General features: G+C 72.6%; 22 protein-coding genes. 5 read left to right on the top strand and 17 right to left on the bottom strand.

All coding sequences use genetic code 11. From position 1 onward, the window contains the following. Nucleotides 1-114 precede the first annotated feature (114 nt). A complete protein-coding gene (locus AB0J33_RS25210; RefSeq protein WP_363616532.1) occupies nucleotides 115-2,220 on the top strand; it encodes a glycogen debranching N-terminal domain-containing protein in 2,106 nt (701 codons plus the stop codon). 214 nt (nucleotides 2,221-2,434) lie between these two features. On the opposite strand, the gene AB0J33_RS25215 is transcribed toward AB0J33_RS25210, so the two are convergent. From AB0J33_RS25215 to truB, 7 genes are all read right to left on the bottom strand, one after another. Beyond that, nucleotides 2,435-2,905, bottom strand: a complete 471-nt coding sequence (locus AB0J33_RS25215; RefSeq protein ID WP_363616534.1) for a GNAT family N-acetyltransferase — start codon at nucleotides 2,903-2,905, stop codon at nucleotides 2,435-2,437. 93 nt (nucleotides 2,906-2,998) lie between these two features. Beyond that, entirely contained in the window at nucleotides 2,999-3,766 is a 768-nt protein-coding gene (dapB, locus tag AB0J33_RS25220) for a 4-hydroxy-tetrahydrodipicolinate reductase (RefSeq protein ID WP_363616536.1), read from the bottom strand. Nucleotides 3,767-3,825: 59 nt separating this feature from the next. Then, on the bottom strand, nucleotides 3,826-5,250 hold the full coding sequence (locus AB0J33_RS25225) for a pitrilysin family protein (RefSeq protein ID WP_363616538.1): 1,425 nt from the start codon (nucleotides 5,248-5,250) through the stop codon (nucleotides 3,826-3,828). 47 nt (nucleotides 5,251-5,297) lie between these two features. Then, nucleotides 5,298-7,685 (bottom strand): polyribonucleotide nucleotidyltransferase, encoded by a 2,388-nt coding sequence (locus tag AB0J33_RS25230; RefSeq protein ID WP_363616540.1) that lies wholly within the window; start codon nucleotides 7,683-7,685, stop codon nucleotides 5,298-5,300. 227 nt (nucleotides 7,686-7,912) lie between these two features. Continuing rightward, nucleotides 7,913-8,182: a 30S ribosomal protein S15 gene (gene rpsO, locus AB0J33_RS25235; protein ID WP_030337594.1), complete on the bottom strand. Its 270-nt coding sequence runs from the start codon at nucleotides 8,180-8,182 to the stop codon at nucleotides 7,913-7,915. Nucleotides 8,183-8,382: 200 nt separating this feature from the next. Continuing rightward, nucleotides 8,383-9,312 carry a bifunctional riboflavin kinase/FAD synthetase gene (locus AB0J33_RS25240; protein WP_363616543.1) on the bottom strand — a complete coding sequence of 310 codons (930 nt, stop codon included), beginning with the start codon at nucleotides 9,310-9,312 and terminating at the stop codon, nucleotides 8,383-8,385. Nucleotides 9,313-9,388: 76 nt separating this feature from the next. Next, nucleotides 9,389-10,273, bottom strand: coding sequence for a tRNA pseudouridine(55) synthase TruB (gene truB / locus AB0J33_RS25245; protein WP_363616545.1), 885 nt, complete (start codon nucleotides 10,271-10,273; stop codon nucleotides 9,389-9,391). Between the two features lie 189 nt (nucleotides 10,274-10,462). Between truB and AB0J33_RS25250 the strand changes: the two genes are divergently transcribed. Together AB0J33_RS25250 and AB0J33_RS25255 are read left to right on the top strand one after the other, a co-directional pair. Further along, nucleotides 10,463-10,765: a hypothetical protein gene (locus tag AB0J33_RS25250; RefSeq protein ID WP_363616547.1), complete on the top strand. Its 303-nt coding sequence runs from the start codon at nucleotides 10,463-10,465 to the stop codon at nucleotides 10,763-10,765. A gap of 10 nt (nucleotides 10,766-10,775) precedes the next feature. Further along, the gene (locus tag AB0J33_RS25255) at nucleotides 10,776-11,765 is read left to right on the top strand and encodes a hypothetical protein (RefSeq protein WP_363616549.1); all 990 of its coding nucleotides are present in this window, start codon (nucleotides 10,776-10,778) and stop codon (nucleotides 11,763-11,765) included. 26 nt (nucleotides 11,766-11,791) lie between these two features. On the opposite strand, the gene AB0J33_RS25260 is transcribed toward AB0J33_RS25255, so the two are convergent. From AB0J33_RS25260 to rimP, 10 genes are all read right to left on the bottom strand, one after another. Further along, a complete protein-coding gene (locus AB0J33_RS25260; RefSeq protein WP_363616551.1) occupies nucleotides 11,792-13,117 on the bottom strand; it encodes an MATE family efflux transporter in 1,326 nt (441 codons plus the stop codon). A gap of 483 nt (nucleotides 13,118-13,600) precedes the next feature. Further along, complete coding sequence (locus tag AB0J33_RS25265) at nucleotides 13,601-13,810, bottom strand: DUF6186 family protein (RefSeq protein ID WP_363616621.1); 210 nt, start codon at nucleotides 13,808-13,810, stop codon at nucleotides 13,601-13,603. Beyond that, nucleotides 13,810-14,217: a hypothetical protein gene (locus AB0J33_RS25270; RefSeq protein WP_278137990.1), complete on the bottom strand. Its 408-nt coding sequence runs from the start codon at nucleotides 14,215-14,217 to the stop codon at nucleotides 13,810-13,812. Before AB0J33_RS25270 ends, AB0J33_RS25265 begins: the two co-directional genes overlap by 1 nt. Before the next feature lie 102 nt (nucleotides 14,218-14,319). Continuing rightward, nucleotides 14,320-15,369, bottom strand: a complete 1,050-nt coding sequence (locus AB0J33_RS25275; protein WP_363616553.1) for a bifunctional oligoribonuclease/PAP phosphatase NrnA — start codon at nucleotides 15,367-15,369, stop codon at nucleotides 14,320-14,322. Beyond that, nucleotides 15,366-15,866, bottom strand: a complete 501-nt coding sequence (rbfA, locus tag AB0J33_RS25280; protein ID WP_363616555.1) for a 30S ribosome-binding factor RbfA — start codon at nucleotides 15,864-15,866, stop codon at nucleotides 15,366-15,368. The genes AB0J33_RS25275 and rbfA overlap by 4 nt, the downstream gene beginning before the upstream one ends. Nucleotides 15,867-15,991: 125 nt before the next feature. Continuing rightward, nucleotides 15,992-16,288, bottom strand: a complete 297-nt coding sequence (locus AB0J33_RS25285) for a DUF503 domain-containing protein (protein WP_363616557.1) — start codon at nucleotides 16,286-16,288, stop codon at nucleotides 15,992-15,994. Nucleotides 16,289-16,378: 90 nt separating this feature from the next. Continuing rightward, nucleotides 16,379-19,405, bottom strand: coding sequence for a translation initiation factor IF-2 (gene infB, locus AB0J33_RS25290; protein WP_363616559.1), 3,027 nt, complete (start codon nucleotides 19,403-19,405; stop codon nucleotides 16,379-16,381). Nucleotides 19,406-19,498: 93 nt separating this feature from the next. Further along, nucleotides 19,499-19,831: a YlxR family protein gene (locus AB0J33_RS25295; protein ID WP_081884157.1), complete on the bottom strand. Its 333-nt coding sequence runs from the start codon at nucleotides 19,829-19,831 to the stop codon at nucleotides 19,499-19,501. A gap of 16 nt (nucleotides 19,832-19,847) precedes the next feature. After that, nucleotides 19,848-20,891 (bottom strand): transcription termination factor NusA, encoded by a 1,044-nt coding sequence (gene nusA, locus AB0J33_RS25300; protein WP_363616561.1) that lies wholly within the window; start codon nucleotides 20,889-20,891, stop codon nucleotides 19,848-19,850. Next, a complete protein-coding gene (gene rimP / locus AB0J33_RS25305; protein ID WP_363616563.1) occupies nucleotides 20,888-21,577 on the bottom strand; it encodes a ribosome maturation factor RimP in 690 nt (229 codons plus the stop codon). Before rimP ends, nusA begins: the two co-directional genes overlap by 4 nt. Before the next feature lie 155 nt (nucleotides 21,578-21,732). Between rimP and AB0J33_RS25310 the strand changes: the two genes are divergently transcribed. Together AB0J33_RS25310 and AB0J33_RS25315 are read left to right on the top strand one after the other, a co-directional pair. After that, complete coding sequence (locus AB0J33_RS25310) at nucleotides 21,733-22,257, top strand: hypothetical protein (RefSeq protein WP_363616565.1); 525 nt, start codon at nucleotides 21,733-21,735, stop codon at nucleotides 22,255-22,257. Next, on the top strand, nucleotides 22,254-22,691 hold the full coding sequence (locus tag AB0J33_RS25315) for a ferritin-like domain-containing protein (protein ID WP_363616567.1): 438 nt from the start codon (nucleotides 22,254-22,256) through the stop codon (nucleotides 22,689-22,691). Before AB0J33_RS25310 ends, AB0J33_RS25315 begins: the two co-directional genes overlap by 4 nt. The last annotated feature ends 52 nt before the right edge of the window (nucleotides 22,692-22,743 follow it).

Raw genomic sequence — 22,743 nt, forward strand, 5'->3', positions numbered from 1 at the left:
TCTGGATAAGGCAGGATTAGATCGTTCAAGTTTCTGGAATGTTTCGCACTTTGCACCGCCAGGGGCGCGTTGTCAAGACGTCCGCCCCGCACCCCGAGGATCTGGAGCCACACCGTGATCGAACGCCAGCTGCAACCCCTCCTGCACGAGTTGGCCGGGGTGGTCTTCGCCCCGACCAGCGCGCTGGGGGACGCGACCGGGCAGATCCGCCCGACCGGCGTCCAGGGCGTCTTCCACGCCGACGCCCGGGTGCTCTCCCGCGCCGAGCTGCGGGTCGACGAACGGGAGCTCGAAGGGCTGACCCGCGGCGACGACGGCCCGCACGGCGCACGCTTCGTCAGCCTGGCCCGCTGGCTCGGTGACCCCACGCCCGACCCCACCGTCCGCGTCGACCGGGTCCGCCGGGCCACCCGCAACGGCCTCACCGAAGAGCTGCGGATCGTCTCCACCGCCACGGTCGGCGTACGGGCCACCGTCACCATCGACCTCGGCTGCGACCTGGCACCCATCGAGGTCGTCAAGTCCGGTGCCAACGCCGACCCACTGGAGGCCAAGACCGGCCAGCCGGGCACGCTCACCTGGTCGGCCGGCGGGATCACCGTCACCGTCACCGCGCCCGACGCCGACGTGCTCGCCAATGGTGAACGGGCCACCGCGCCCCGGCTCGCCTGGCCGGTCGAGCTGCCCCCCGGCGGCGAGACCGTGCTGCGCTGGCAGCTGACCGTCGAAGACCCGCGGGCCGTCGTCGTCGGCCCGGCCGGCGAGCCGGAGTGGTCCCGCCCCGAGGTGACCGCCGACGACCGCCGCCTGGTCCGGCTGCTCGACCGCAGCCTGGCCGACCTGCGCGGCCTCCGACTGGCCGAGACCGGCTCACCCGCGGACGTGTTCCTCGGGGCCGGGGTGCCCTGGTTCCTCACCCTGTTCGGCCGGGACAGCCTCTGGGCCGCCCGGATGATGCTGCCGCTCGGCACCGACCTGGCCGCCGGCACCCTGCGCGTGCTGGCACGCCGGCAGGGCACCCGGATCGACCCGACCACCGGCGAGGCCCCCGGCAAGATCCTGCACGAGCTGCGCCGGCACGAGGTCGCCCTACCCGAGAACGGGCTGCTCCTCCCACCGGCCTACTACGGCACCGTCGACGCCACCATGCTCTGGGTCAACCTGCTGCACGACGCGTGGCGCTGGGGGATGCCCGCCGAGCAGATCGAGCCGCTGCTGCCGCACCTGGAGGCGGCGCTGCGCTGGCTCGGCGAGCACGCCGACCCGGACGGCGACGGCCTGGTCGAATACGTCGACACCACCGGGCACGGACTGTCCAACCAGGGCTGGAAGGACTCCGGTGACGCCGTCCGCTTCCACGACGGCTCCCTGGCCACCGCGCCGATCGTGCTGGCCGAGGTGCAGGGGTACGCGCACGAGGCGGCGGTGAACGGCGCCGCCCTGCTGGACGCCTTCGGCCGACCGGGCGCCGACCGCTGGCGCGAGCACGCCGCAGCGCTGGTCGGCCGGTTCCGGCGCAGCTTCTGGGTCGACGGTCGCCACGGCCCGCAACCCGCGCTCGCCCTCGACCGGGACAAGCGGCCCGTCGACTCGCTGACCAGCAACATCGGCCACCTGCTCGGCACCGGCCTGCTCGACCGCGACGAGGAGGCCCAGGTCGCGCACCTGCTCAGTACCGACGTCCTCGCCGGTGGGTTCGGGCTGCGCACCATGGCGACGGACGACGCCGGCTTCAGCCCCCTGTCGTACCACTGCGGTTCGATCTGGACCCACGACACCGCGATCGTGCTCGGTGGGCTGGCCCGCGCCGGGCACCGCGAGGCCGCGCTCGGCCTGGCCGACGGGCTGCTCGCCGCGGCCGAGGCGTTCGACTACCGGCTGCCGGAGCTGTACGGGGGCGACGACCGCTCGGTGGTCAACCGCCCGGTGCCCTACCCAGCCGCCTGCCGACCGCAGGCGTGGGCCGCGGCGGGCGCGGTGCTGCTGCTCCAGGCCGCCACCGGGCTCTACCCGGACGTACCGGGTGGCACGGTCCAACTCAACCCGCTGGCGGGAGCCGAACTCGGCGCCGTCGCGGTCGACGGCTTCCGCGTGGCCAACACCCCGGTCCAGGTGTCCGTGGACCGCACCGGCAAGGCCACCATCACCGGCCTCCCCACCCCGGTAACCCCAACCCTGCCCACCCAACGCCACCAAACAACCCAAACCCTCCCCCACTAACCCCCCACCCGACCCCCCGCCCCGCCCCGCCCCGCCCCGCCCCCACCCCGACCCGCCCCACCCATCCCGCCCCGCCCCGTCCACCCCATCCGTCGATCATGGAGTTGTGGTGGGCAAGAGATCTACGTGCGCCCCTTTTGCGGGGCACCACAACTCCATGAGCGACGCCGGTCAGGGCGGGGACGGGGTGGGGCGGGGTGGGGTGGGGGGCGGGTCAGGGGGTTTGTTCGGCGATCAGCTCGTCGTCGTCCATGGCGCCGGTGGGGTGGAAGCCGAGGGAGGCGTAGAGGGCGGCTGCCGGGGTGTTGTCCGGGTGGTACGAAAGGCGGACCGGGGGGTTGCCGTCTCGGGCCGCCAGCCAGGGGGCCAGCGTCTGCACGGTGGCCCGGCCGACGCCCCGGCCCTGCTCCGCGGCGTCGATCAGCATTCCGCCGATCCAGTGCGACCCGTCGTCGTCCACGCCCCACATGACGTGGCCGACGACGGTTTCGTCGGCGTACACCGCGAGCGAGGTCCACACCTGCGAGCGGCTACTCAGCAGCAGGTACCGCGCGCCCAGCGCGGCCACGAACCGGCGCTGGTCGTCGCGCGGGGCGACGTCGGCCACCGCCCGCCAGTTGTCGTCGTCGACCGGGCGCAGCGTGATCCGCCGCCCGGCCCGGTCCAGGTGTCCCGCATCGATCATCGCGGCAGCCTAGGACCGGCCCGGACCAGGAGCGAGCAGTTTCCGGCCGCACACCCACCAGGCGCGCACCCACCAGGCGCCCGCTCGGGTGAGTCAGTCGAGCAGGGCGTCCAGGCCGACGGTGAGTCCGGGGCGGTTGCGTACCGCCCGGACGGCCAGCAGCACGCCGGGCATGAAGGACGCCCGGTCGTACGAGTCGTGTCGGATGGTCAGCGTCTCGCCGGTGGTGCCGAACAGCACCTCCTGATGGGCGACGAGGCCGGTGGCCCGCACCGCGTGCACGCGTACCCCGTCGATCTCCGCGCCGCGCGCACCTGGCACCTCGTCCTTGGTGGCGTCCGGCACCGGGCCGAGACCGGCCTCGGCGCGGGCCTGGGCGATCTGCCGGGCGGTGTGGGTGGCGGTGCCGCTCGGGGCGTCCAGCTTGCGCGGGTGGTGCTGCTCGATGATCTCGACGGACTCGAAGTGTCGGGCGGCGCGCGCGGCGAACTGCATCATCAGCACCGCGCCGATGCCGAAGTTCGGGGCGATGACCACGCCCACCTCGGGCTTGTCGGCGAGCCAGCCGCGCACCTGCTCCAACCGCTGCTCGGTGAAGCCGGTCGTGCCGACCACCGCGCTGATGCCCTGCCCGATGCACCACTGGAGGTTGTCCATGACGACGTCCGGCGTGGTGAAGTCGACGACCACGTCGGCGGCGGCGACGGCGGAGCGGCTGTCGCCCTGGTCGATCGTCGCCGCCAGGGTGAGGTCACCTGCGGCGTCGACCGCCTTGCAGACCTCGATGCCCATCCGGCCGCGCGCACCCAACACGCCGACCCGCAGCGGCTCAGCCGGGGTCTTCTCCTGCTCGTCAGTCACGGGGCACAACCTATCCCAACCAGGGCGCGCCCCGGCGGCGGGACCGGCGGCGACAGCCCTCAGACCGCGAAGTCGCCCGCGCCGAACGGGCCCACCACGGCCAGCGACATCGGTCGGCTGAGCAGCTCGGCGGCGAGGACGTTGACGTCCTGCACGGTGACCTCGTCGACCCGGCGGAGCAGCTCGTCGACCGGCATCAGGTCGCCGTAGAGCAGCTCACCCTTGGCCAGCCGGCTCATCCGGGAACCGGTGTCCTCCAGACCGAGCACGAAGGAACCCTTGCTCATTCCCTTGCCCCGGGCCACCTCGGCCTCGGTCAACCCGTCGGCGGCCACCCGGGCCAGCTCGGCGCGGGTCAGGGCCAGCACCTCGTCCACCTTGCCGGGCGCGCAGCCGGCGTAGACGGCGAACAGGCCGCTGTCGGCGTACTGGCTGGCGTAGGAGTAGACCGAGTACGCCAGGCCGCGCTGCTCTCGGATCTCCTGGAACAGGCGGCTGGACATGCCGCCGCCGAGCACGTTGTTGAGCACGCCGAGGGCGAAGCGCCGATCGTCGAGCCGGTCGATGCCGGGGCAGCCGATGATGACGTGCGCCTGCTCGGTCTCCTTCGGCTCGACCAGGGTGGTCGCCGGCTTGGTGGGTACCGCCGGGGTCGCCGCGCGGTGCGGCGCGGGGCTGGCCGGGTCGCTGTCCAGTGGGGTGCCGCGCACGGCCTGGCGGACCAGCTTGACCACCGCGGCGTGGTCGAGGTTGCCGGCGGCGGCGATGACGATCTGCGGCGCGGTGTAGCGACCCCGGTAGAAGTTCTGGATCTGCCGGCGGGTCATCGGGGTGACGGTCTCCGCGGTGCCGGAGATCAGCCGACCCAGCGGGTGATCGCCGTAGACGGCCTGGACGAAGAGGTCGTGCACCTCGTCACCCGGCTCGTCGTCGTGCATGGCGATCTCTTCCAGGATCACGCCACGCTCGGTCTCGACGTCGGCCGGCTCCAACAGCGAGTCGGCGACCAGGTCGCACATGACGTCGATGGCCAGCGGCAGGTCCTCGTCCAGCACGCGGGCGTAGTAGCAGGTGTATTCCTTGGTGGTGAAGGCGTTGGTCTCACCACCCACCGCCTCGATCTGCGAGGAGATCTCCAGGGCGGTGCGCTTGTGCGTGCCCTTGAAGAGCAGGTGCTCGAGGAAGTGCGCGGCACCGGCCTGCGGGCCGGTCTCGTCGCGCGAGCCGACCGCCACCCAGATGCCGAACGACACGCTGCGCATCGCCGGGATCGCCTCGGTGAGGACGCGCAGACCGCTGGGCAGCACGGTACGTCGTACCGTGCCGCCCAGCGGGTCGTCGCTGAGCGTCCGGGTCACCGCGCGGGCGGTGCCGCCGGAGCGGCCCGCCCCGGTGTCCCGGGCTCGACTCTCCTGGCTGGCTCGCCAGCCGGGGGCCACCCCCCGTCGATCCGGTGGAAACGGCGCGCTGATGGCCCGACTCACGTCTTGCTCCCGGTTCGACGAGGGGTGGGTGATGCGTGGTACGACGATCAGCTGTGCCGGGTCCGGCGGCGCGGACGCTCGCCGCCCTCGCCACCCTCGCCGCCGCCGTTGCCGCCCTCGCCGCCGCGCTCCGGGCCACGACCGCCACGGTCGCCGCCACGCTCACGGTCACCGCGGTCACGCGGGCCCCGGTCGCCCCGGTCCCGACCAGCCGGTCGGTCGCCGCCGGCGGCCTCACCGGCGGCCGGAGCCTCGGAGCCCTCCGGGCGGACCTTGTCGAGGTAGATCTTGCCGCGGGCGTCGATGTCCGCGATCTCGACCTCGACCCGGTCACCGACGTTGAGGAAGTCCTCGACGCGCTCGACCCGCTTGCCGTCGCCCACCTTGGAGATGTGCAGCAGGCCGTCACGGCCCGGCAGCAGCGAGATGAACGCGCCGAACGCGGCGGTCTTGACCACCGTGCCGAGGAACCGCTCGCCCTGCTTCGGCAGCGTCGGGTTGGCGATGCCGTTGATCCGGTCGACGGCCGCCTGGGCCGACGGGCCGTTGGTGGCGCCGACGTAGATCGTGCCGTCGTCCTCGATGGAGATCTCGGCGCCGGTCTCGTCCTGGATGGCGTTGATGGTCTGCCCCTTCGGGCCGATCACCATGCCGATCTTGTCCACCGGGATCTTGACGGTGGTGACCCGCGGCGCGTAGTCCGACATCTCGGCCGGAGCCTCGATCGCCGCCTTCATCACGCCGAGGATGACCTGCCGGGCCTCGTTCGCCTGCTGCAACGCGGCGGCGAGCACGTCCGACGGGATGCCGTTGAGCTTGGTGTCGAGCTGGAGCGCGGTGACGAACTCCGGCGTGCCGGCGACCTTGAAGTCCATGTCACCGAACGCGTCCTCGGCACCGAGGATGTCGGTCAGCGTCACGTACTGGGTCTTGCCGTCCACCTCGTCGGAGATGAGCCCCATCGCGATGCCGGCGACCGGCGCCTTCAGCGGAACACCCGCGGAGAGCAGGCCCAGCGTCGAGGCGCAGACCGAACCCATCGAGGTGGAACCGTTGGAGCCGAGCGCCTCGGACACCTGCCGGATGGCGTACGGGAACTCCTCGCGCGACGGCAGCACCGGGATCAGCGCCCGCTCGGCGAGAGCACCGTGGCCGATCTCGCGACGCTTCGGCGAGCCGACCCGGCCGGTCTCACCGGTCGAGTACGGCGGGAAGTTGTAGTTGTGCATGTAGCGCTTGCGGTTCTCCGGGGACAGCGTGTCCACCATCTGCTCCATGCGGAGCATGTTCAGCGTGGTGACGCCCAGGATCTGGGTCTCGCCCCGCTCGAACAGCGCCGAACCGTGCACCCGGGGCAGCACGCCGACCTCGGCGGTCAACGCCCGGATGTCGCGCGGGCCACGCCCGTCCATGCGGACCTGCTCGCGCAGCACGCGGTTGCGCACCTCAGACTTGGTCAGCGACCGGAAGGCGGCGCTGAGCTCCTTCTCCCGACCCTCGAACCGAGCGCCCAACTCCTCGGCGACCCGGGCCTTGACCCGGTCCAGGGCCTCCTCGCGGTCGGCCTTGCCGGCGATGGTGATCGCCTCGGCCACGTCGGCGCGAGCCAGCTCGGAGACGGCGTCGTAGACGTCGTCCTGGTAGTCCAGGAAGACCGGGAACTCGGTGACCGGCTTGGCGGCCACCTCGGCCAGCTCGCTCTGCGCGCGGCACAGCTCGCGGATCGCCGGCTTGGCGGCCTCCAGGCCGCTGGCGACGATCTCCTCGGTCGGGGCGGTGGCGCCGGCCGAGATCAGGGCGACGGCGTTCGGGGTGGCCTCGGCCTCGACCATCATGATCGCGACGTCGCCGTCGTCGAGCGTGCGGCCGGCCACGACCATGTCGAAGGTGGCGCGGGCCAGCTCCTCCAGGGTCGGGAAGGCGACCCACTGGCCGTCGATGTGGGCGACGCGGGTCGCACCGATCGGGCCGGAGAACGGCAGGCCGGACAGCTTGGTCGACATCGAGGCGGCGTTGATCGCCACGACGTCGTACGGGTGCTGCGGGTCGAGCGCCAGGATGGTCTCGACGACCTGGACCTCGTTGCGCAGGCCCTTGACGAAGGACGGGCGCAGCGGGCGGTCGATCAGCCGGCAGGTGAGGATCGCGTCCTCGCTGGGCCGACCCTCGCGGCGGAAGAACGAGCCGGGGATGCGGCCCGCGGCGTACATCCGCTCCTCGACGTCGACGGTCAGCGGGAAGAAGTCGAACTGCTCCTTCGGGTGCTTACCCGCGGTCGTGGCGGAGAGAACGACCGTCTCGCCCAGCTGGGCGATGACGGAGCCGGCGGCCTGGCGGGCCAGCCGGCCGGTGGAGAAGGTGATCTCGCGGGTGCCGAAGGACCCGTTGTCGATCACGGCGGTGCGGGATTCGGTGCCGAGTTTGGTCTCGGTCATGTGCTGTCGTGCTCCTTCGCGTCGTGGGCCCACGACATCGGGGAGCTGCTCAGCCGGCCGGTCTTCGATCGAAGCGCCCGGGTGGCCGGCATGATGCCGGGGTTCCCGGGGGCCACTACCGGAGACCGGTACGCTGACCGGCTCCCTCTCGGGTGGTCGCGCGGCCCGTGTTTCCTCAGGTGGGACGCGGTACGGGGGAGCGGCCGTCCGGCCACTCCCCCGTCACGTCACCGGCGCAGACCGAGCCGCTCGATGAGCGACCGGTAGCGGGCAATGTCCTTCTTCTGGACGTAGTTGAGCAACCGACGGCGCCGGCCGACCAGCAGCAGCAGCCCACGGCGGCTGTGGTGGTCGTGCTTGTGCACCTTCAGGTGCTCGGTCAGCTCGGCGATCCGCTTGGTGAGGACCGCTACCTGGACCTCCGGCGAACCGGTGTCGCCCTCGGCGGTCGCGTACTCCGCGCGGATGCTGGCCTTGGCTTCCTGATCGAGCGCCATGTTCTCCCTGTTTCAGTGGGTTGATCAAGTGGGTGTCCGTCGTCCCGGTGGACCGGGAACGGACCGGTACCTCGCACCCGCGGCGTCGAGCAGGCACGCGAGGCCCCACGCCGGTCACCCGACGTCCCGGCAAGACTACCAGCACTCGCCGGTAACACCCGGCGAAGGGCCTCGGTGGCGCCCGGTCACCCCCGCGCCGATCAGGCCAGCGCGCGCCGGGTGCGCTCGACGTCCTGATTCATCTGGGCGATCAACGGCTCGATCGAGTCGTACCGGATCTGACCGCGCAGGTGCGCCACAAAGTCCAGGGCCAGCCGCTCGCCGTACAGGTCGCCGCTGAAGTCCAGGGCGTACGCCTCCACCCGCCGCTCCCGGCCGGAGAAGGTCGGGTTGGTGCCCACGGAGACCGCGGCCAGCAGCGGCTCACGCTGCCCACGGCGGATCAGGCGGGCCGCGTACACCCCGTCGGCGGGCACCGCCGCGTACCGGTGACAGAGCAGGTTGGCGGTGGGGAAGCCCAGCTCCCGGCCCCGCTGGTCGCCGCGGACCACGACGCCCTCCAGTCGGTGCGGGCGGCCGAGCGCGCCCGCCGCCGCGCCCACGTCGCCCGCGTCGACGCAGGAGCGGATGTACGTGGAGGAGAAGACGGTGCCGTCCTCGGCGACCAGCGGGCCGCCCTCCACGCCGAAGCCGAAGGTCTCCCCCAGCCGTTGCAGCAGCGCCACGTCGCCGGCCGCCCGGTGCCCGAACCGGAAGTTGCCGCCGACGACGACCAACGCCGCGTGCAGGTGCTCGACCAGGACGTCGTGCACGAACTGCTCGGCCGGCACCCGGGAGAACTCCGGGGTGAACGGCACCACGCAGAGCACGTCGACGCCGAGCGCCTCGATCAGCTCGGCCTTGCGGGCCGGCTCGGTGAGCACCGCCGGGTGCGAACCGGGGCGGACCACCTCGGCCGGGTGCGGGTCGAAGGTGACCACCACCGACTGCACGCCCAACTCCCGCGCCCGGGCCACGGCGTGCCCGATCGTCGCCTGGTGCCCCTTGTGCACGCCGTCGAAGACGCCGATGGTGACCACCGAGCGTCCCCACCCGCCGGGCGCCGCGTCGTAGCCCCGCCACCGCTGCATGCCGTTCCTCCCTGCTGTCCCGCCGGCCGGCGGGTCGACACCGCCGGCTGCGGGCCGGCGGACCTGCGCCCCGCCGTCAGGCCGGGGCGAGCACGATCTCCGCGCGAGCCCGCCCGTCCCGCTCGCTGACGATAGCGATCAGGCCGCCTGCCGGCCCGAAGACGGCGTACGGCCCGGCGAGGCCGGTCGGGTCCAGCGGGCCACCGTGGGCGAGCACCCGGGCCTCGTCGGGGGTGGCCTCCCGGCGGGCGAAGAACCGGTCGGCCGCCGCGTCCAGCGGGAGGTTCACCACGTCCGGGGCGCGCTGCTCCAACTCGTCCAGGGTCGCCGCCTCGGCGAGGGTGAAGCCACCCACGGCGGTGCGGCGCAGCGCCGTGAGGTGCCCGCCGACGCCGAGCGCCAGGCCCGCGTCCCGGGCGATGGCCCGGATGTACGTGCCGGAGGAGCAGGTCACGTCGACGTCCACGTCCACCACGTCCGGCTCGGTACGACGGATCGCCAGCACCGCCAGCCGGGAGATGGTGACCCGCCGCGACGGCAGCTCGACGCTCTCCCCGTCGCGCACCCGCTTGTACGCCCGCTGCCCGTCGATCTTGATGGCGCTGACCGCGCTCGGCACCTGGTCGACCTCGCCGCTCAACCCGGCCAACGCGGATTGGATGGCGTCGTCGGTGACCTGACCGGCCGGCGCGGTGGCGATCACGTCGCCCTCGGCGTCGTCGGTGACGGTGCTCTGGCCGAGCCGGATGGTGCCGGTGTAGCTCTTGCCCGCGCCGATCACGTAGGTCAGCAGCCGGGTGGCCCGGCCGACACCGATCACCAGCACGCCGGTCGCCATCGGGTCGAGGGTGCCGCCGTGCCCGACGCGCCGGGTCTTCGCCAGTCGGCGGATCCGCGCCACCACGTCGTGCGACGTCATGCCGCCGGGCTTGTCGACCACGATCAGACCATCGGTGCTCACGTCGGCCAAGCCTGCCAGATGACCCGTACCCCGGAGTGCGTGGGCGGGCCCACCGTGACCCGAGCCTCCGCACTCCGTTGCCGAGACGAGGCGTGGGTTCGGCGGTTTGTCGCGCGGGGCAGCCGGCGAACCCCTGCGGGTGCGAAGATCATCGACCCGCTAGCCTTCGCCCTGAGATCAGGACCACCGATGACCTCCGACCGACCTCCGGGCCACGAGCACCGCGCTCGGGTCGATCTTCCGGACTGGATGCGGCATCCGACGCCCCGGCGGCGGACACCGGCACGCTACCTCGACGACCTGATCGAGAGCTGGCCGGCTCTGCGGGCCGCCCGCCGGGCGGTGTGGCACTGGCGCGGCCGGACCCGGTGGAGCGAGTCGCATCCGCACCTCGTCGCCGTGCTGTCGTTCGCCGTGGCCGCCGTCCTCGGGACCGCGTTGGTGACCGGCGCCTATTACCTGCTCGCGCTGGCCACCAGCGGCGAATACTGATGGAGGAACCATGGAGAACACGTCGCCGGAGCCGGTCGACCCGTCGCCGCCGGTAGCGGTCGCCGAAGTCAACCCGGTGCAGCTACCGGAGTGGCTGCGGTCATCGCAGACCGAGCACCAGCCCACCGGATGGGATCGGATCCGCTTCTTCTCGGCCCGGCACAACTGGGCGCTACTGCTCGGCTTCGGCCTGGTGCTGACTCTGCTGATGGTCATCGGCGGGGTGGTGTTGGTCGGTCGGGTCGCCGACGGTGTCAGCGCGTCCCCCTCGGCGAGCCCCACGCCGAGCCCCACCCCGCCGCTCAGCAGGGTCGGCGAGCCACGGGACCTGTTCGCCGGGTCGCCGGCGGCCACCTTCAAGCCGGGTGAGGAAGCCGTGCGCGTGCCGGCGGCCAGGGGCACCGGGCCCTTCACCGCGGCCCAGGTGCGGACCGCGCTGGAGTCGGTGCGCAAGGCACTGATCGAGAGCCGGCTCGACATCTCGATGTTCATGGGGGACCCGGAGCCGTTCCTGGCGCTGCTGGCCCCGGACGCCCGCGAACAGCTCCGGCCGGACTTCTCCAACAACAGCTTCCTGCGGTACGCGACCCGGATGGCGTCACCGTCGGAATGGGAGCCTGGCGCCCGGGCCGACGGCCGGATCAGTTACCGGGCCACCGAGGAGAAGGGGATCCGGCTGCTGGAGGTATCCACCGAGTTCGTGTGGGCGTACCCGTTCGACGTGGACTCGCGGGCGCCCGCCGGCGCCCAAGTGGTGGCACTTCGCGACCGCGTGGTGTGGCAGGTGCCGCACCCGGACGACGTGCCGGCTGCCGCTCGTGGTCTGTACATCGCCTCAGCCGAGGTGGTGACCTGGAACGCGGACTGCGCCCAACTGCGCGACGGCTGGGTCCGGGAGCAGTACTGGTTGGCTGACCTGCACGGGAAGCGGCTACCCGCGGGCGACCCGGGCGCGATCTTCGACCTCGACGCGCCCGCGCCGACCAGCACGCGCTGCTGACCGGCGGGCGGCCCCGGCGACCCAGGTCAGCGGACGGCCCCGGTCACCGCCCAGCCGCCGGTGCGTAGTCGCAGCAGCAGGGCGACCAGTCGGATCACCACGAACAGGGTGAGCCCGGCCCAGATGCCGCCCAGCCCGAGGTCGAGCACGTACGCCAGCCAGATGGCCGGCAGGAAGCCGCCGAGCGCTGCCACGATGGTGAGGTTGCGCAGGTAGCGCACGTCGCCGGCGCCGATCAGCACACCGTCGAGGGCGAAGACCACCCCGGCCAGCGGCAGCATGACGACGAACCACGGCCAGGCCACCATGGCCTGCTCGCGTACCCCCGGGTCGGAGCTGAACCACGACGGCACGACGCCGGCGCCGGCGGCGATGAGCAGCGCGAAGCCGACGCCACAGACGCCGCCGAGCAGCCCGATCCGGCGGGCGAGCGCCCGCGCGCCCAGGTCGTCGCCCGCGCCGAGCGCGGCGCCCACCAGGGACTGCGCGGCGATGGCGAGGGCGTCGAGCACCAGCGCGGTGAAGAACCAGAGTTGCAGGGCGATCTGGTGGGCGCCGACGGCGGCGGCGCCGAAGCGGGCGGCGACGGCGGTCGCGGACAGGAAACTGGCCTGGAACGCCAGCCCACGGATCAGCAGGTCCCGGCTGAGCACCAGCTGCTGGCGGATCACCCGGGGCTGGGGCCGCAGCGACACCCGCTCACCGACCAGGGCGGCGGCGAAGAGCACCCCGCAGAGCGTCTGCGCGGCGACGTTCGCCACCGCCGAGCCGACCAGCCCCAGCCCGCCGGGGTAGACCAGCAGCGGGCAGAGCAGCGCGGAGAGCAGGTTGGGGCCGAGCACGAAGTACAACGGGCGGCGAGTGTCCTGCACGCCGCGCAGCCAGCCGTTGCCGGCGGCGGCGAGCAGCAGGCCGGGGGCGCCGACGGCCGCGATCCGCAGCCACTGCGCGGCGGCGTCGGCCACCTCGCCACCACCGCCGGCGAGGGTACGCGCGAGCGCGCCCCCGCCGAACTGCATGCCGATCGCGATCAGCAGGCCGACACCGAACGCCAACCAGGACGACTGGACGCCCTCGGCGACCGCGGCGGCCCGGTCGCCCGCGCCGAACCGACGGGCCGCCCGCCCGGTGGTGCCGTAGGCGACCACGGTGCCGACCCAGGCGGTCAGCGTCATGACCGTGCCACCGACGGCGAGCGCGGCGAGTGGCACCCGGCCGAGGTGACCGACGACGGCCGTGTCGACCAGCACGTAGAGCGGCTCGGCGGCGAGCACCACCAGAGCCGGCAGGGCGAGGCCGGCGATCCGCCGAGGCGAGGCGGCGCGGTGCGTGCTGGCGGCGGTCTGGCTCATCGCCGCCGATCCTGGCACGACTGCGGTAAGGATCGCAATCCCGCTCAGGACTTACCCCTCGACGTCCGCCTCCTCCGGCCGCGCCGACCCGAGGGGAATCAGCGCCGGACGGGTCGGATCACTGACGGGTGTCCATCGACGTCTGCAACGCACGGCGGGCCTGCTCGCGGGCGTCGTCGGTGGTGGTCTCGGGCTTGGGCTTGTTCGGCATGGTGACGCTCCTCTTCCAGGGCGCGAGCCGCCGGCAACGCGGCGACCCTCACGGGCGGTCGTGCTGAGCGCCCCACGGCGGTCCGGGATTACCGGAGCAGCCGACTGGGCAGCGTGAGCCCGGGTCGGTCCGACCCTGGAGGGAGGCGGCACGGGGTGTGGCACCACCGCCCATGACCTGCGCCGTCAGGCGGCGCCGGCCCTCTCCCAAGCTATCGTTCAGGTCCACATGCTGCTCACGGTTCCCGCCATTTGGACAGTTGGCAACCCGGTTCAGCGGGCCAGGAAGTGCCACCCCAGCCACCACCAGAACCCGAACAGTCCGATCCGGCCCACCGGCACCGAGCCCACCTCGTAGCGCATCACGTACGCGCAGACCTCGCCCAGGGTGGGGATCCGGGAACCCTCCCGCCGGGCCATCCACTCCACCACCGCGAAGAGGGCCAACGCGGTGACGAACCCGCCGATCGCCAACGCCCGCATCATCGCCGCACCAGCCCCCAGAACGCGGCCAGCCAGGCGAACCAGGCCGCCGACCGGGTCAGGTGATCCTCCAGGAGCGGGTCGGCCAGCCGGGAGAAGGTGGGAAAGTCATCGCCGGCAGCCAGCACGAAGGTCGCGCCCTCGAAGACCCCGAAGACCACCACCGGCACCGCCCACCAGGCCGCCCCCGCGCCCAGCCGGCGGGGCGCCGGTCGGCGGGGCACCCGGTTGCTCAGACCGAGCCAGATCAGCACGCCACCGGTGCCGAGGGTGAACAGATTCGCCTCCGTGGAGAAGGACGCGAACCGGCCACCCACCAGCGACAGGCAGACGAGAACGGGGACGGAGACGGCGGGCCGGTCCCAGGCGCGGGGGGCCTCCACGGTGAGGTCGTGCGGCTGCTCCATCCCGCAATTCTTCCCGGTCTCACGGAGCGCGGGAAGACCAACACCCCCCGGAGCTGACCCTGATCTTCCACACCGACCAGATCGACGGCGATGAGTCCGGTGTCAGCCGGTCAGCGCCGCGTCCAGCTGATCCCGGATCGCCTCGACCACCTGCTCGACGGTGCCGCGACCGGTGAACCCGGCGGCGAACGTGTGCCCACCACCGCCCAACGCGACCGCCACCCGACTGACGTCCACCGCGCCCTTGCTGCGCATCGACACCGCCCACTCGGTGGGTCTGGTCTGCTTCACCACGCAACTCACGTCCGCCTCGGCGGTGCAGCGCACCGAGTCGATCAGCGCCTCCAGCACGTACGGCCGCTGGTCGTGGCGGGCCAGGTCGTCGAGCGTGGCGAAGGTCCAGACCAGGCCCCGACCGCCGGCGGCGGCCGGCTCCAGCCGGGCCCGGCCGAGCACCTCGCCGAGGAGGCGGACCGCGCCGAAGGGTCGGGTGTCGAAGACCCGCCGGGAGATGTCACCGGGCGAGATGCCGGTCGCCAGCAACCGGGCGGCCATCTGGTGCACCGCCGGGGTCGTCGCCGCGAACCGGAACGAGCCGGTATCCGTGGTCAGTGCCACGTAGAGGCACTCGGCGATGGCCGGATCCACCACCACCCCGAGCCGGGCCAGCAGCTGTTCGGCCACCACCGACGTGGCCGCGGCACCCGGGTCGACCAGGTTGACCGTGCCGAAACCGGGGTTCGAGGCGTGGTGGTCGAGCACCAGCGCGGCACCCGCCGACGACAACCGCCCGGACAACTCGCCGAGGCGCGACTCGCTCGCCGCGTCGAAGCAGATCACCAGATCGGGCGCCGGATCGGCGGCGTCCGCCGGGACCAGCAGGTCCAGACCGGGCAGCCCACGGAACGGATCCGGCACCTCCGGCGGCCCCGGAAAGGTCGCCTGCAGATCGCGTACGCCGAACTGCCGCAGGCCCAGACCGAAGCCGAGCATGCTGCCCAGGGCGTCGCCGTCCGGGTTGACATGGCAGATCAACAGCACCCGCGCGGTCGGCGGGAGCGCCCGCACCAACGCCTCGGCCGCGGCCCAGTCCGCCTCGGCGGGGCCGACCCCGGCTGCCCCGGCGAGCGGGACGCTGGCGGTGCTGGTCACCGCGTTTCCCCACCCCGCGGGGTCTCCTTGACGTCGGTGGCCTCGTCGGCCTCGTCCGTCTCGTCGGCCTCGTCCAACTCGTCATCCACCCGGTACGGCTGGGCCTCACCCGCGTACTTCGCCTGGGCGGCGAGCCGCTGCACCTCGGCGTCGGCGTTACGGGCGGCGGCGAGCAGGTCGTCGATGTGCTTGACCTGGTCCTGCACGTCGTCCAGAACGAACGTGAGCGTCGGCGAGTGACGCAACCCGAGCGCCTTGCCGACCGTGCTGCGCAGCAGCCCCTTCGCGCTCTCCAGCGCCGCGGCGGTGTCCGCCTGGGCCACCTGGTCACCGAGCACGGTGTAGAAGACCGTCGCGTCGCGCAGGTCAGCGGTAATCCGGGCATCGGTGATGGTGATCATCCCGAGCCGCGGGTCCTTGATCTGGCTCCGCACCACCGACGCGACCAGCTCACGCACCCGTTCCGCGTGCCGGCGTACCTTGGCCGGATCAGACATCTCGCCACCTCCACGGCGTCCTGCTCCCGGTCGGCCGGCGGCCCGCAGGCCGCCGGCCGACCGGCCAACATCTCGAACACTACCTTCGCGGCCACGCCGGTCGCCCGGCACAGCCGGCACCGTGGTCAGTCGTCGTCCACGCCGTAGAGCCGGCGCCGGACCGACAGCAACTCGACCTCGGGGCGACTCGCCACCAGGCGCTCACAGGAGTCGAGCACCTCGCGGACGTGCGCCGTCTCGGCGGCCACCACGGCCACCGCCAGCTGCGCCCGACCGTGCAGGTCGAGCGCACCCACCTCGGCGGCCGACACCTCGAAGCGGCGCAGCGCCGCCACGATCGGCCGTACATATGATCTCTTGGCTTTGAGCGACCGGGAGTCGCCCGGCAGCAGCAGGTCGAAGACCGCGGTTCCGGTGAACATCGCCCCGGACGATACCGCCAACCCGCCCCGCATGATCAAGGGGTTTACGCCGTTCGGCGTAAACCCCTTGATCAGCGTGTCACTGCCGGATCAGGCGCGAACCTTCTCCCGCATCTCGAAGGTCTCGATGACGTCGCCGACCTGGACGTTGTTGTAACCACCCAGGGTCAGACCACACTCGAAGCCCTCGCGGACCTCGGTGGCGTCGTCCTTGAACCGCTTGAGCGAGGTGATCGTGAGGTTGTCCGCCACGACCGTCCCGTCCCGCAGCAGGCGAGCCTTCGCGTTGCGTCGGATGATGCCCGACCGGACGATGCAACCGGAGATGTTGCCGATCTTGGACGAGCGGAAGACGTCGCGGATCTCCGCGGTGCCCAGCTCGGCCTCCTCGTACTCCGGCTTGAGCAGGCCCTTGAGCGCTGCCTCGATCTCCTCGATGGCCTGGTAGATGACGGTGTAGTACCGGATCTCCACGCCCTCGCGGTCGGCCATCTCACGGACCTTGTTCGAGGCCCGCACGTTGAAGCCGATGATCGTGACCGGCTCGGACGAGGCGCTCGCGAGCATGACGTTGCTCTCGGTGATCGCGCCGACGCCCCGGTCGAGGACCTTGAGCTGGACCTCCTCGGGGATGTCGAGGTTGAACAGCGCGTCCTCCAGAGCCTCCACCGAACCGGAGACATCGCCCTTGAGGATGAGGTTGAGCGAGGTCTTCTCGCCCTCCTTGAGCTGCTCCATGAGCGTCTCGAGGGTGGCCCGACCACGGGAGTTGGCGAATGCCGCCGCCCGCCGCCGTGCCTGTCGCTGCTCGGCGATCTGCCGCACCGTGCGGTCGTCCGCCGCGGCGAGGAACGTGTCACCCGCGCCGGGCGGCGCGGTCAGACCCAGAACCATGACCGGACGCGCCGGCCCAGCCTCGGAGAGCTGGTTGCCGTTCTCGTCGAGCATGGCCCGGACCCGGCCGTGCGCCCCACCGGCGACGATCGAGTCGCCCGCCCGCAGCGTGCCCTTCTGCACCAGCACCGTCGCCACCGCACCGCGGCCCTTGTCCAGGTGTGCCTCGATGGCCACACCCTGCGCCGGCCCGTCGATCGGAGCGGTCAGCTCCAACGACGCGTCGGCGGTCAGCAGGACGGCCTCGAGCAGCTCCTCGATGCCGATGCCGGGCTTGGCTGCCACGTTGACGAACATGGTCTCGCCGCCGTACTCCTCGGCGACCAGGCCGTACTCGGTCAGCTGCTGGCGGACCTTGTCCGGGTTGGCCTCCGGCTTGTCGACCTTGTTGACCGCGACCACGATCGGCACGTCGGCCGCCTTGGCGTGGTTCAACGCCTCGATGGTCTGCGGCATCACGCCGTCGTCGGCCGCGACCACCAGGATCACGATGTCCGTCACCTGGGCACCACGGGCACGCATGGCGGTGAACGCCTCGTGACCGGGGGTGTCGATGAAGGTCACCGCGCGGTCCACACCATCGTGCGGCACGTGCACCTGGTACGCACCGATGTGCTGGGTGATGCCACCCGCCTCACCGGCCACGACGTTCGCCTTACGGATCGCGTCGAGCAGCTTGGTCTTACCGTGGTCGACGTGACCCATGACGGTCACCACCGGCGCACGGCTGACCAGACGCTCCTCGGCCACCTCCGCGTCGAGGTCGATGTTGAACTGCGCGAGCAGCTCGCGGTCCTCGTCCTCCGGGCTGACGATCTGGATGTCGAAGCCCAGGTGCTCACCCAGCAGCTGCAGGGTGTCGTCAGAGCAGGACTGGGTCGCGGTGACCATCTCGCCCAGGTTGAACATCTCCTGGACCAGCGAACCCGGGTTAGCGTTGATCTTGTCGGCGAAGTCCGACAGCGAGGCGCCACGGGAGAGCCTGACGACCTGACCCTGACCCCGGGGAGCACCCGAGCTCATGGTCGGAGCCGACAGGTTGTCGAACTCCTGTCTGCGCTGCTTCTTGGACTTGCGACCGCGCGTCGGCCGGCCACCCGGACGCCCGAAGGCGCCCGCGGCGCCGCCGCCACGGCCACGGCCGCCGGCACCCGGACGACCGCCACCGCCGGCCGGAGCACCCGGACGGAAACCGCCACCGGGAGCACCGCCACCGCCGCCGGGACCGCCACGGTAGCCACCGCCACCGCCGGCACCCGCGCCGCCACCGGGGCCACCGCGGTAACCGCCACCGCCGCCGGCGCCACCGCCGGGACCGCCACGGAAACCGCCGCCACCGCCGCCGGGACGGCCTGCGCCGCCACCGGGACGACCAGCGCCACCGGGGCCGGGACGACCGGCCGCCGGACGCTGGCTCGGCATGGACGCCGGGCTGGGCCGCGGCGGCATGGAGTTCGGGCTCGGCCGCGGCGGCATGCCCGCCGGGCTGTTGGGCCGGGGACCACCCGCACCGGCGGCCGGGGGCCGCTGCTGCTGGCCACCCTGGATGCCGAACGGGTTGTTACCGGCACCGCGCGCCGGCGGACGACCGCCTGGCCGCGCACCGGGACCGGGAGCCGGCGTGCTCGGACGAGCTGCCGGCGAACCGGGACGGGGCGGCATCGCCGCGGGACCCGGCCGAGGGCCGGGACGGTTGCCGCCGTCTGCCGGAGGCTCCCGACGGACGGGGTTGTCCCGCTGCTGCTGGCGGGCGGCCTGCGCGGCCTTGACCGCGGCCTCCTGCTCAGCCTTCAGCGCGGCGGCACGCGCCTCCGCGGCCGCCACCTCGATGTCGTGGGCACTCGCCGGCTTGGCGACCGGGGCCGCGGACTGCGGCGCACCGGGCACCGGACCCTTGGGCTTCGGACCGGGTGCCGGCGCGGCCGGCCGCCGAGGCGGCATCGGCTTGGCCGAGACCCGGGGCGCGCCCGGGGTCGGGGATGGCGTCGGGGTCGGGGTTGACGCCGTGGTCGGCGCGGGCGCCGACGGCGCGGCGGCCGGAGCCGGAGCCGGAGCCCCGGCGGACGCGACGAATGCGTTACGCAGCCGCCGGGCGACGGGCGCCTCGACGGTGCTGGACGCGGACTTCACGAACTCGCCCATTTCCTTCAGCTTGGCGAGAACGGTCTTACTCTCGACCCCGAGCTCTTTTGCAAGCTCGTGTACGCGGGCCTTGCCTGCCACTGCACTCCTCACTCCGAGGTCGTGCGGGCAGCACCCGCAGCGACCTCACTCGTGCACTTGAAGCCTGGTCATTTCAGGGACTTCATCGTGTGCTCATGTCGGTCGTCCTACCCTGCTAGCGACCCTCGCCCGGTCGGGCTGACCGGACGTAGTGGTTGGCGCATCGACGTGCTCCGCCAGCACACCGTGGTCGAGGACCTCGGTGCTGCGCAGCGCACGCCCAAAGGCGCGGCGCCGCACCGCCAGCGCGAAGCAGGCCGGATCCGGGTGCATGTTCGCTCCCCGACCCGGCAGCCTGCGGAGCGGGTCAGGCCGGAGACTGTGACCAGCCTCGTCCCTGACCGCGACGATCCGCAGCAATTCGCTGGCCGGCGCACGTTGCCGGCAACCCACACAGGTGCGCTCCGGCTGCGCGCGTCGTACCACTGGAGGAAGTCTACCCCTAGCTGCCCGAGATCGCGCCGCCCGGCTCCCGCACGTGATCAGTTGCCCCACGCGCTGCCGGTGCGGTCTGCTCCGCGTCGGACCGAATGTCGATCCGCCAACCGGTCAATCGGGCCGCAAGACGGGCATTCTGCCCCTCCCGGCCGATCGCCAGCGAGAGCTGGAAGTCCGGAACGGTGACCCGGGCGGCCCGACCCGCCAGGTCGACCACCTCGACCCGCAGCGCCTTGGCCGGCGACAACGCGTTGCCGACGAAGGTGGCCGGGTCGTCCGACCAGTCGATGATGTCGATCTTCTCACCGTGCAGCTCGCTCATCACGGCCCGCACCCGCTGGCCCATCGGGCCGATGCAGGCGCCCTTGGCGTTCACCCCGGGGGTGGTCGAGCGGACCGCGATCTTCGTGCGGTGGCCCGCCTCGCGGGCGATCGCGCCGATCTCCACGGTGCCGTCGGCGATCTCCGGCACCTCCAGCGCGAACAGCTTCTTGACCAGAGCCGGGTGCGACCGGGACAGGGTGATCTGCGGCCCGCGCATGCCCTTGGCCACGTGCACCACGACGCAGCGGACCCGCTCGCCGTGCGCGTACCGCTCACCGGGCACCTGCTCGGACTGTGGCAGCACGCCCTCCAGCTTGCCCAGGTCGACGCTGACGATGCCCTTCTCGGTACGCGTCTCGTGCGCCTGCACCACGCCGGTGACCAGGTCACCCTCGCGGCCCACGTACTCGCCGAAGTGCACCTCGTCGGTGGCCTCCCGCAACCGCTGGAGGATGACCTGCTTGGCGGTCATGGCGGCGATCCGGCCGAAGTCGTGCGGGGTGTCGTCCCACTCCCGCACCAGGCTGCCGTCGGAGTCCATCTCCTGCGCGTACACCAGGGCGGCGCCCGACTTGCGGTCGATCTCCACCCGGGCGTGCGGTTCGGCACCGTCGGTGTGCCGGTAGGCGGTCAGCAACGCGGTCTCGATCGCCGCGAGAATCGTGTCGAACGGGATCTCCCGCTCGCGCTCGAGTGCGCGCAGCGCCGCGAGGTCGATGTTCACCTCTCCTCGTCCTCCACATCATCTTCGTCGTCGATGTCGTCTGAATCGTCGATCTCGTCGGAATCGTCCGCGTCGTCGAACTCGTCGTCCGGCTCACCCAGCTCGGCGAGCCGGGTGAACTCGACCTGCACGCGGCCGGGGCCCAGCTGGGCGTACGCCCAGGTGGCGCGGCCGGCGTCGGTCTCCAGGTGCACACCCTCGTCGTCGGCCGCGACCACCCGGCCGGTCAGCTGACGGTCACCGGCGGGCTGCTCGCCACGCTGGCCCGGCAGCGCGGTCGCGCCCCGGACGGTGACCTTGACCAACCGGCCCACGTTGCGCCGCCAGTGGCGGGGCAGGGTGAGCGGCCGGTCGACGCCGGGCGAGCTGACCTCCAGTTGGTACTCGCCGGCGACGATGTCGCCGCCGGTCTCCTCCGCGGCGTCGAGCGCGGCCGAGACCGCGCGGGAGACGTCCGCGACGGCGTCCAGGTCGATCCCGCCGTCGGCGTCCACCATCACCCGCACGACGTGCCGGCGACCGGCCCGGGAAACCGAAAGGTCCTCCAGGTCGTAGCCGGCGCCGTTGACCACCGGCTCGATCACGGACCGCAGTCGGGCCCGCCGCGCGGCGAGGTCACCGCCGCGGGGACCCGCGGCGTCGCGGGGTCGACCCGTCGGCCTGGTGGCACGGCCACGCTGTGTCATCTCCGCACCCTCTCCCTGGTCGACGGGGACCCGTCGTCCCGCCATGCCGGCACGCCACCGGAGTGGACACGCCGGTGGCTGCGCAGAGCGTAACGCGCCTGCCCGTCGGCGGACCGGGCGGCGCACCGACGCCGGTGACCCCCGCGGCGGCGCGAATGGTGTTGACTTGGCCGGTGGGGATCGGCAGAACGACACAGCGCGACCAAGCATCCGGACATTCCCGGCGAAAGCTCCTGAGCGCCGGGGCACTGCTGGTGCTCGGCGGTGCCGTGACGCCGCTGACCGGCTGTGATCTTTTCGACCGCGACGACCAACCAGCGCCACCGCCCGACCCGCTGCGACCGATGGTGGACGAGTCACTCGCACTGGCTGCCGCGTACCGCACGAGCGCGACCGCCCACCCCGACCTCGCCGACCGGCTCAACCCGATCGCGGAGGCGCACACCGCGCACGCCACCGAACTGGCCCGGGTGATCGGCGTGACTCTGCCGTCGGCGGCTCCCACCGCGACCACCGCGCCGGCGGCCGATCCCGCCGGCGCGCTCACCGCCCTGCGCGCGCTGGAGAAGACCGCGCAGCAGTCCGCCACCGCCGCCTGCGCCGCCGCGCCAGCGGAACGGGCGGCGCTGCTCGGGTCGATCGTCGCCGCCCGGGCCACCCACCAGGAGGCACTGAAGTGAGGCAGCCGTCCGCCGGGGAGGCGCTCGCCTCCGCCCTGTCCGCCGAGTACGCGGCCATCTACGCCTACGGACGCATCGGTGTCCGGCTCAGCGGCGCGGCGCGGGACGCGGCACACCAGGCGGAAGCCGCCCATCGACGCCGGCGCGACACGCTGGTGGTGCAGCTCACCACAGCCGGTGGTGTGGTGCCGCCGGACCGCGCCGGGTACGCGCTGCCGTACCCGGTCACCGACCGGGCGAGCGCGCTGCGGCTCGCCGCCGAGGTGGAGGAGCGCACGGCGGCGCACTGGCGTGCCGCTCTGGCCTCCACCACCGGCGCCGACCGGGACCAGGCACTCGCCGCCCTGGTGGAGTACGCCGTGCGGGCCACCCGATGGCGCAGGACGGCCGGGCAGACCCCACTGACTGTCCCGTTTCCCGGTCGACCAACCTGAACCGGTCCGCTCCGGTTGCGGTACGCATACCAGGTATGCATACTCCGTTGCC

The organism is Micromonospora sp. NPDC049645 (assembly GCF_040675155.1).
GTDB lineage: Bacteria > Actinomycetota > Actinomycetes > Mycobacteriales > Micromonosporaceae > Micromonospora.

What these genes read in the sequence shown, in the direction of transcription:
- AB0J33_RS25255 (WP_363616549.1), top strand. Translation starts at nt 10,776, where the DNA reads ATGGAGAACACGTCGCCGGAGCCGGTCGACCCGTCGCCGCCGGTAGCG.
- AB0J33_RS25215 (WP_363616534.1), bottom strand. Translation starts at nt 2,905, where the DNA reads ATGATCGATGCGGGACACCTGGACCGGGCCGGGCGGCGGATCACGCTG.
- AB0J33_RS25265 (WP_363616621.1), bottom strand. Translation starts at nt 13,810, where the DNA reads ATGCGGGCGTTGGCGATCGGCGGGTTCGTCACCGCGTTGGCCCTCTTC.
- AB0J33_RS25260 (WP_363616551.1), bottom strand. Translation starts at nt 13,117, where the DNA reads ATGAGCCAGACCGCCGCCAGCACGCACCGCGCCGCCTCGCCTCGGCGG.
- rimP (WP_363616563.1), bottom strand. Translation starts at nt 21,577, where the DNA reads ATGACACAGCGTGGCCGTGCCACCAGGCCGACGGGTCGACCCCGCGAC.
- AB0J33_RS25270 (WP_278137990.1), bottom strand. Translation starts at nt 14,217, where the DNA reads ATGGAGCAGCCGCACGACCTCACCGTGGAGGCCCCCCGCGCCTGGGAC.
- rbfA (WP_363616555.1), bottom strand. Translation starts at nt 15,866, where the DNA reads ATGTCTGATCCGGCCAAGGTACGCCGGCACGCGGAACGGGTGCGTGAG.
- AB0J33_RS25240 (WP_363616543.1), bottom strand. Translation starts at nt 9,312, where the DNA reads ATGCAGCGGTGGCGGGGCTACGACGCGGCGCCCGGCGGGTGGGGACGC.
- rpsO (WP_030337594.1), bottom strand. Translation starts at nt 8,182, where the DNA reads ATGGCGCTCGATCAGGAAGCCAAGGCCAGCATCCGCGCGGAGTACGCG.
- AB0J33_RS25310 (WP_363616565.1), top strand. Translation starts at nt 21,733, where the DNA reads ATGGTGTTGACTTGGCCGGTGGGGATCGGCAGAACGACACAGCGCGAC.
- AB0J33_RS25285 (WP_363616557.1), bottom strand. Translation starts at nt 16,288, where the DNA reads ATGTTCACCGGAACCGCGGTCTTCGACCTGCTGCTGCCGGGCGACTCC.
- AB0J33_RS25250 (WP_363616547.1), top strand. Translation starts at nt 10,463, where the DNA reads ATGACCTCCGACCGACCTCCGGGCCACGAGCACCGCGCTCGGGTCGAT.
- AB0J33_RS25230 (WP_363616540.1), bottom strand. Translation starts at nt 7,685, where the DNA reads ATGACCGAGACCAAACTCGGCACCGAATCCCGCACCGCCGTGATCGAC.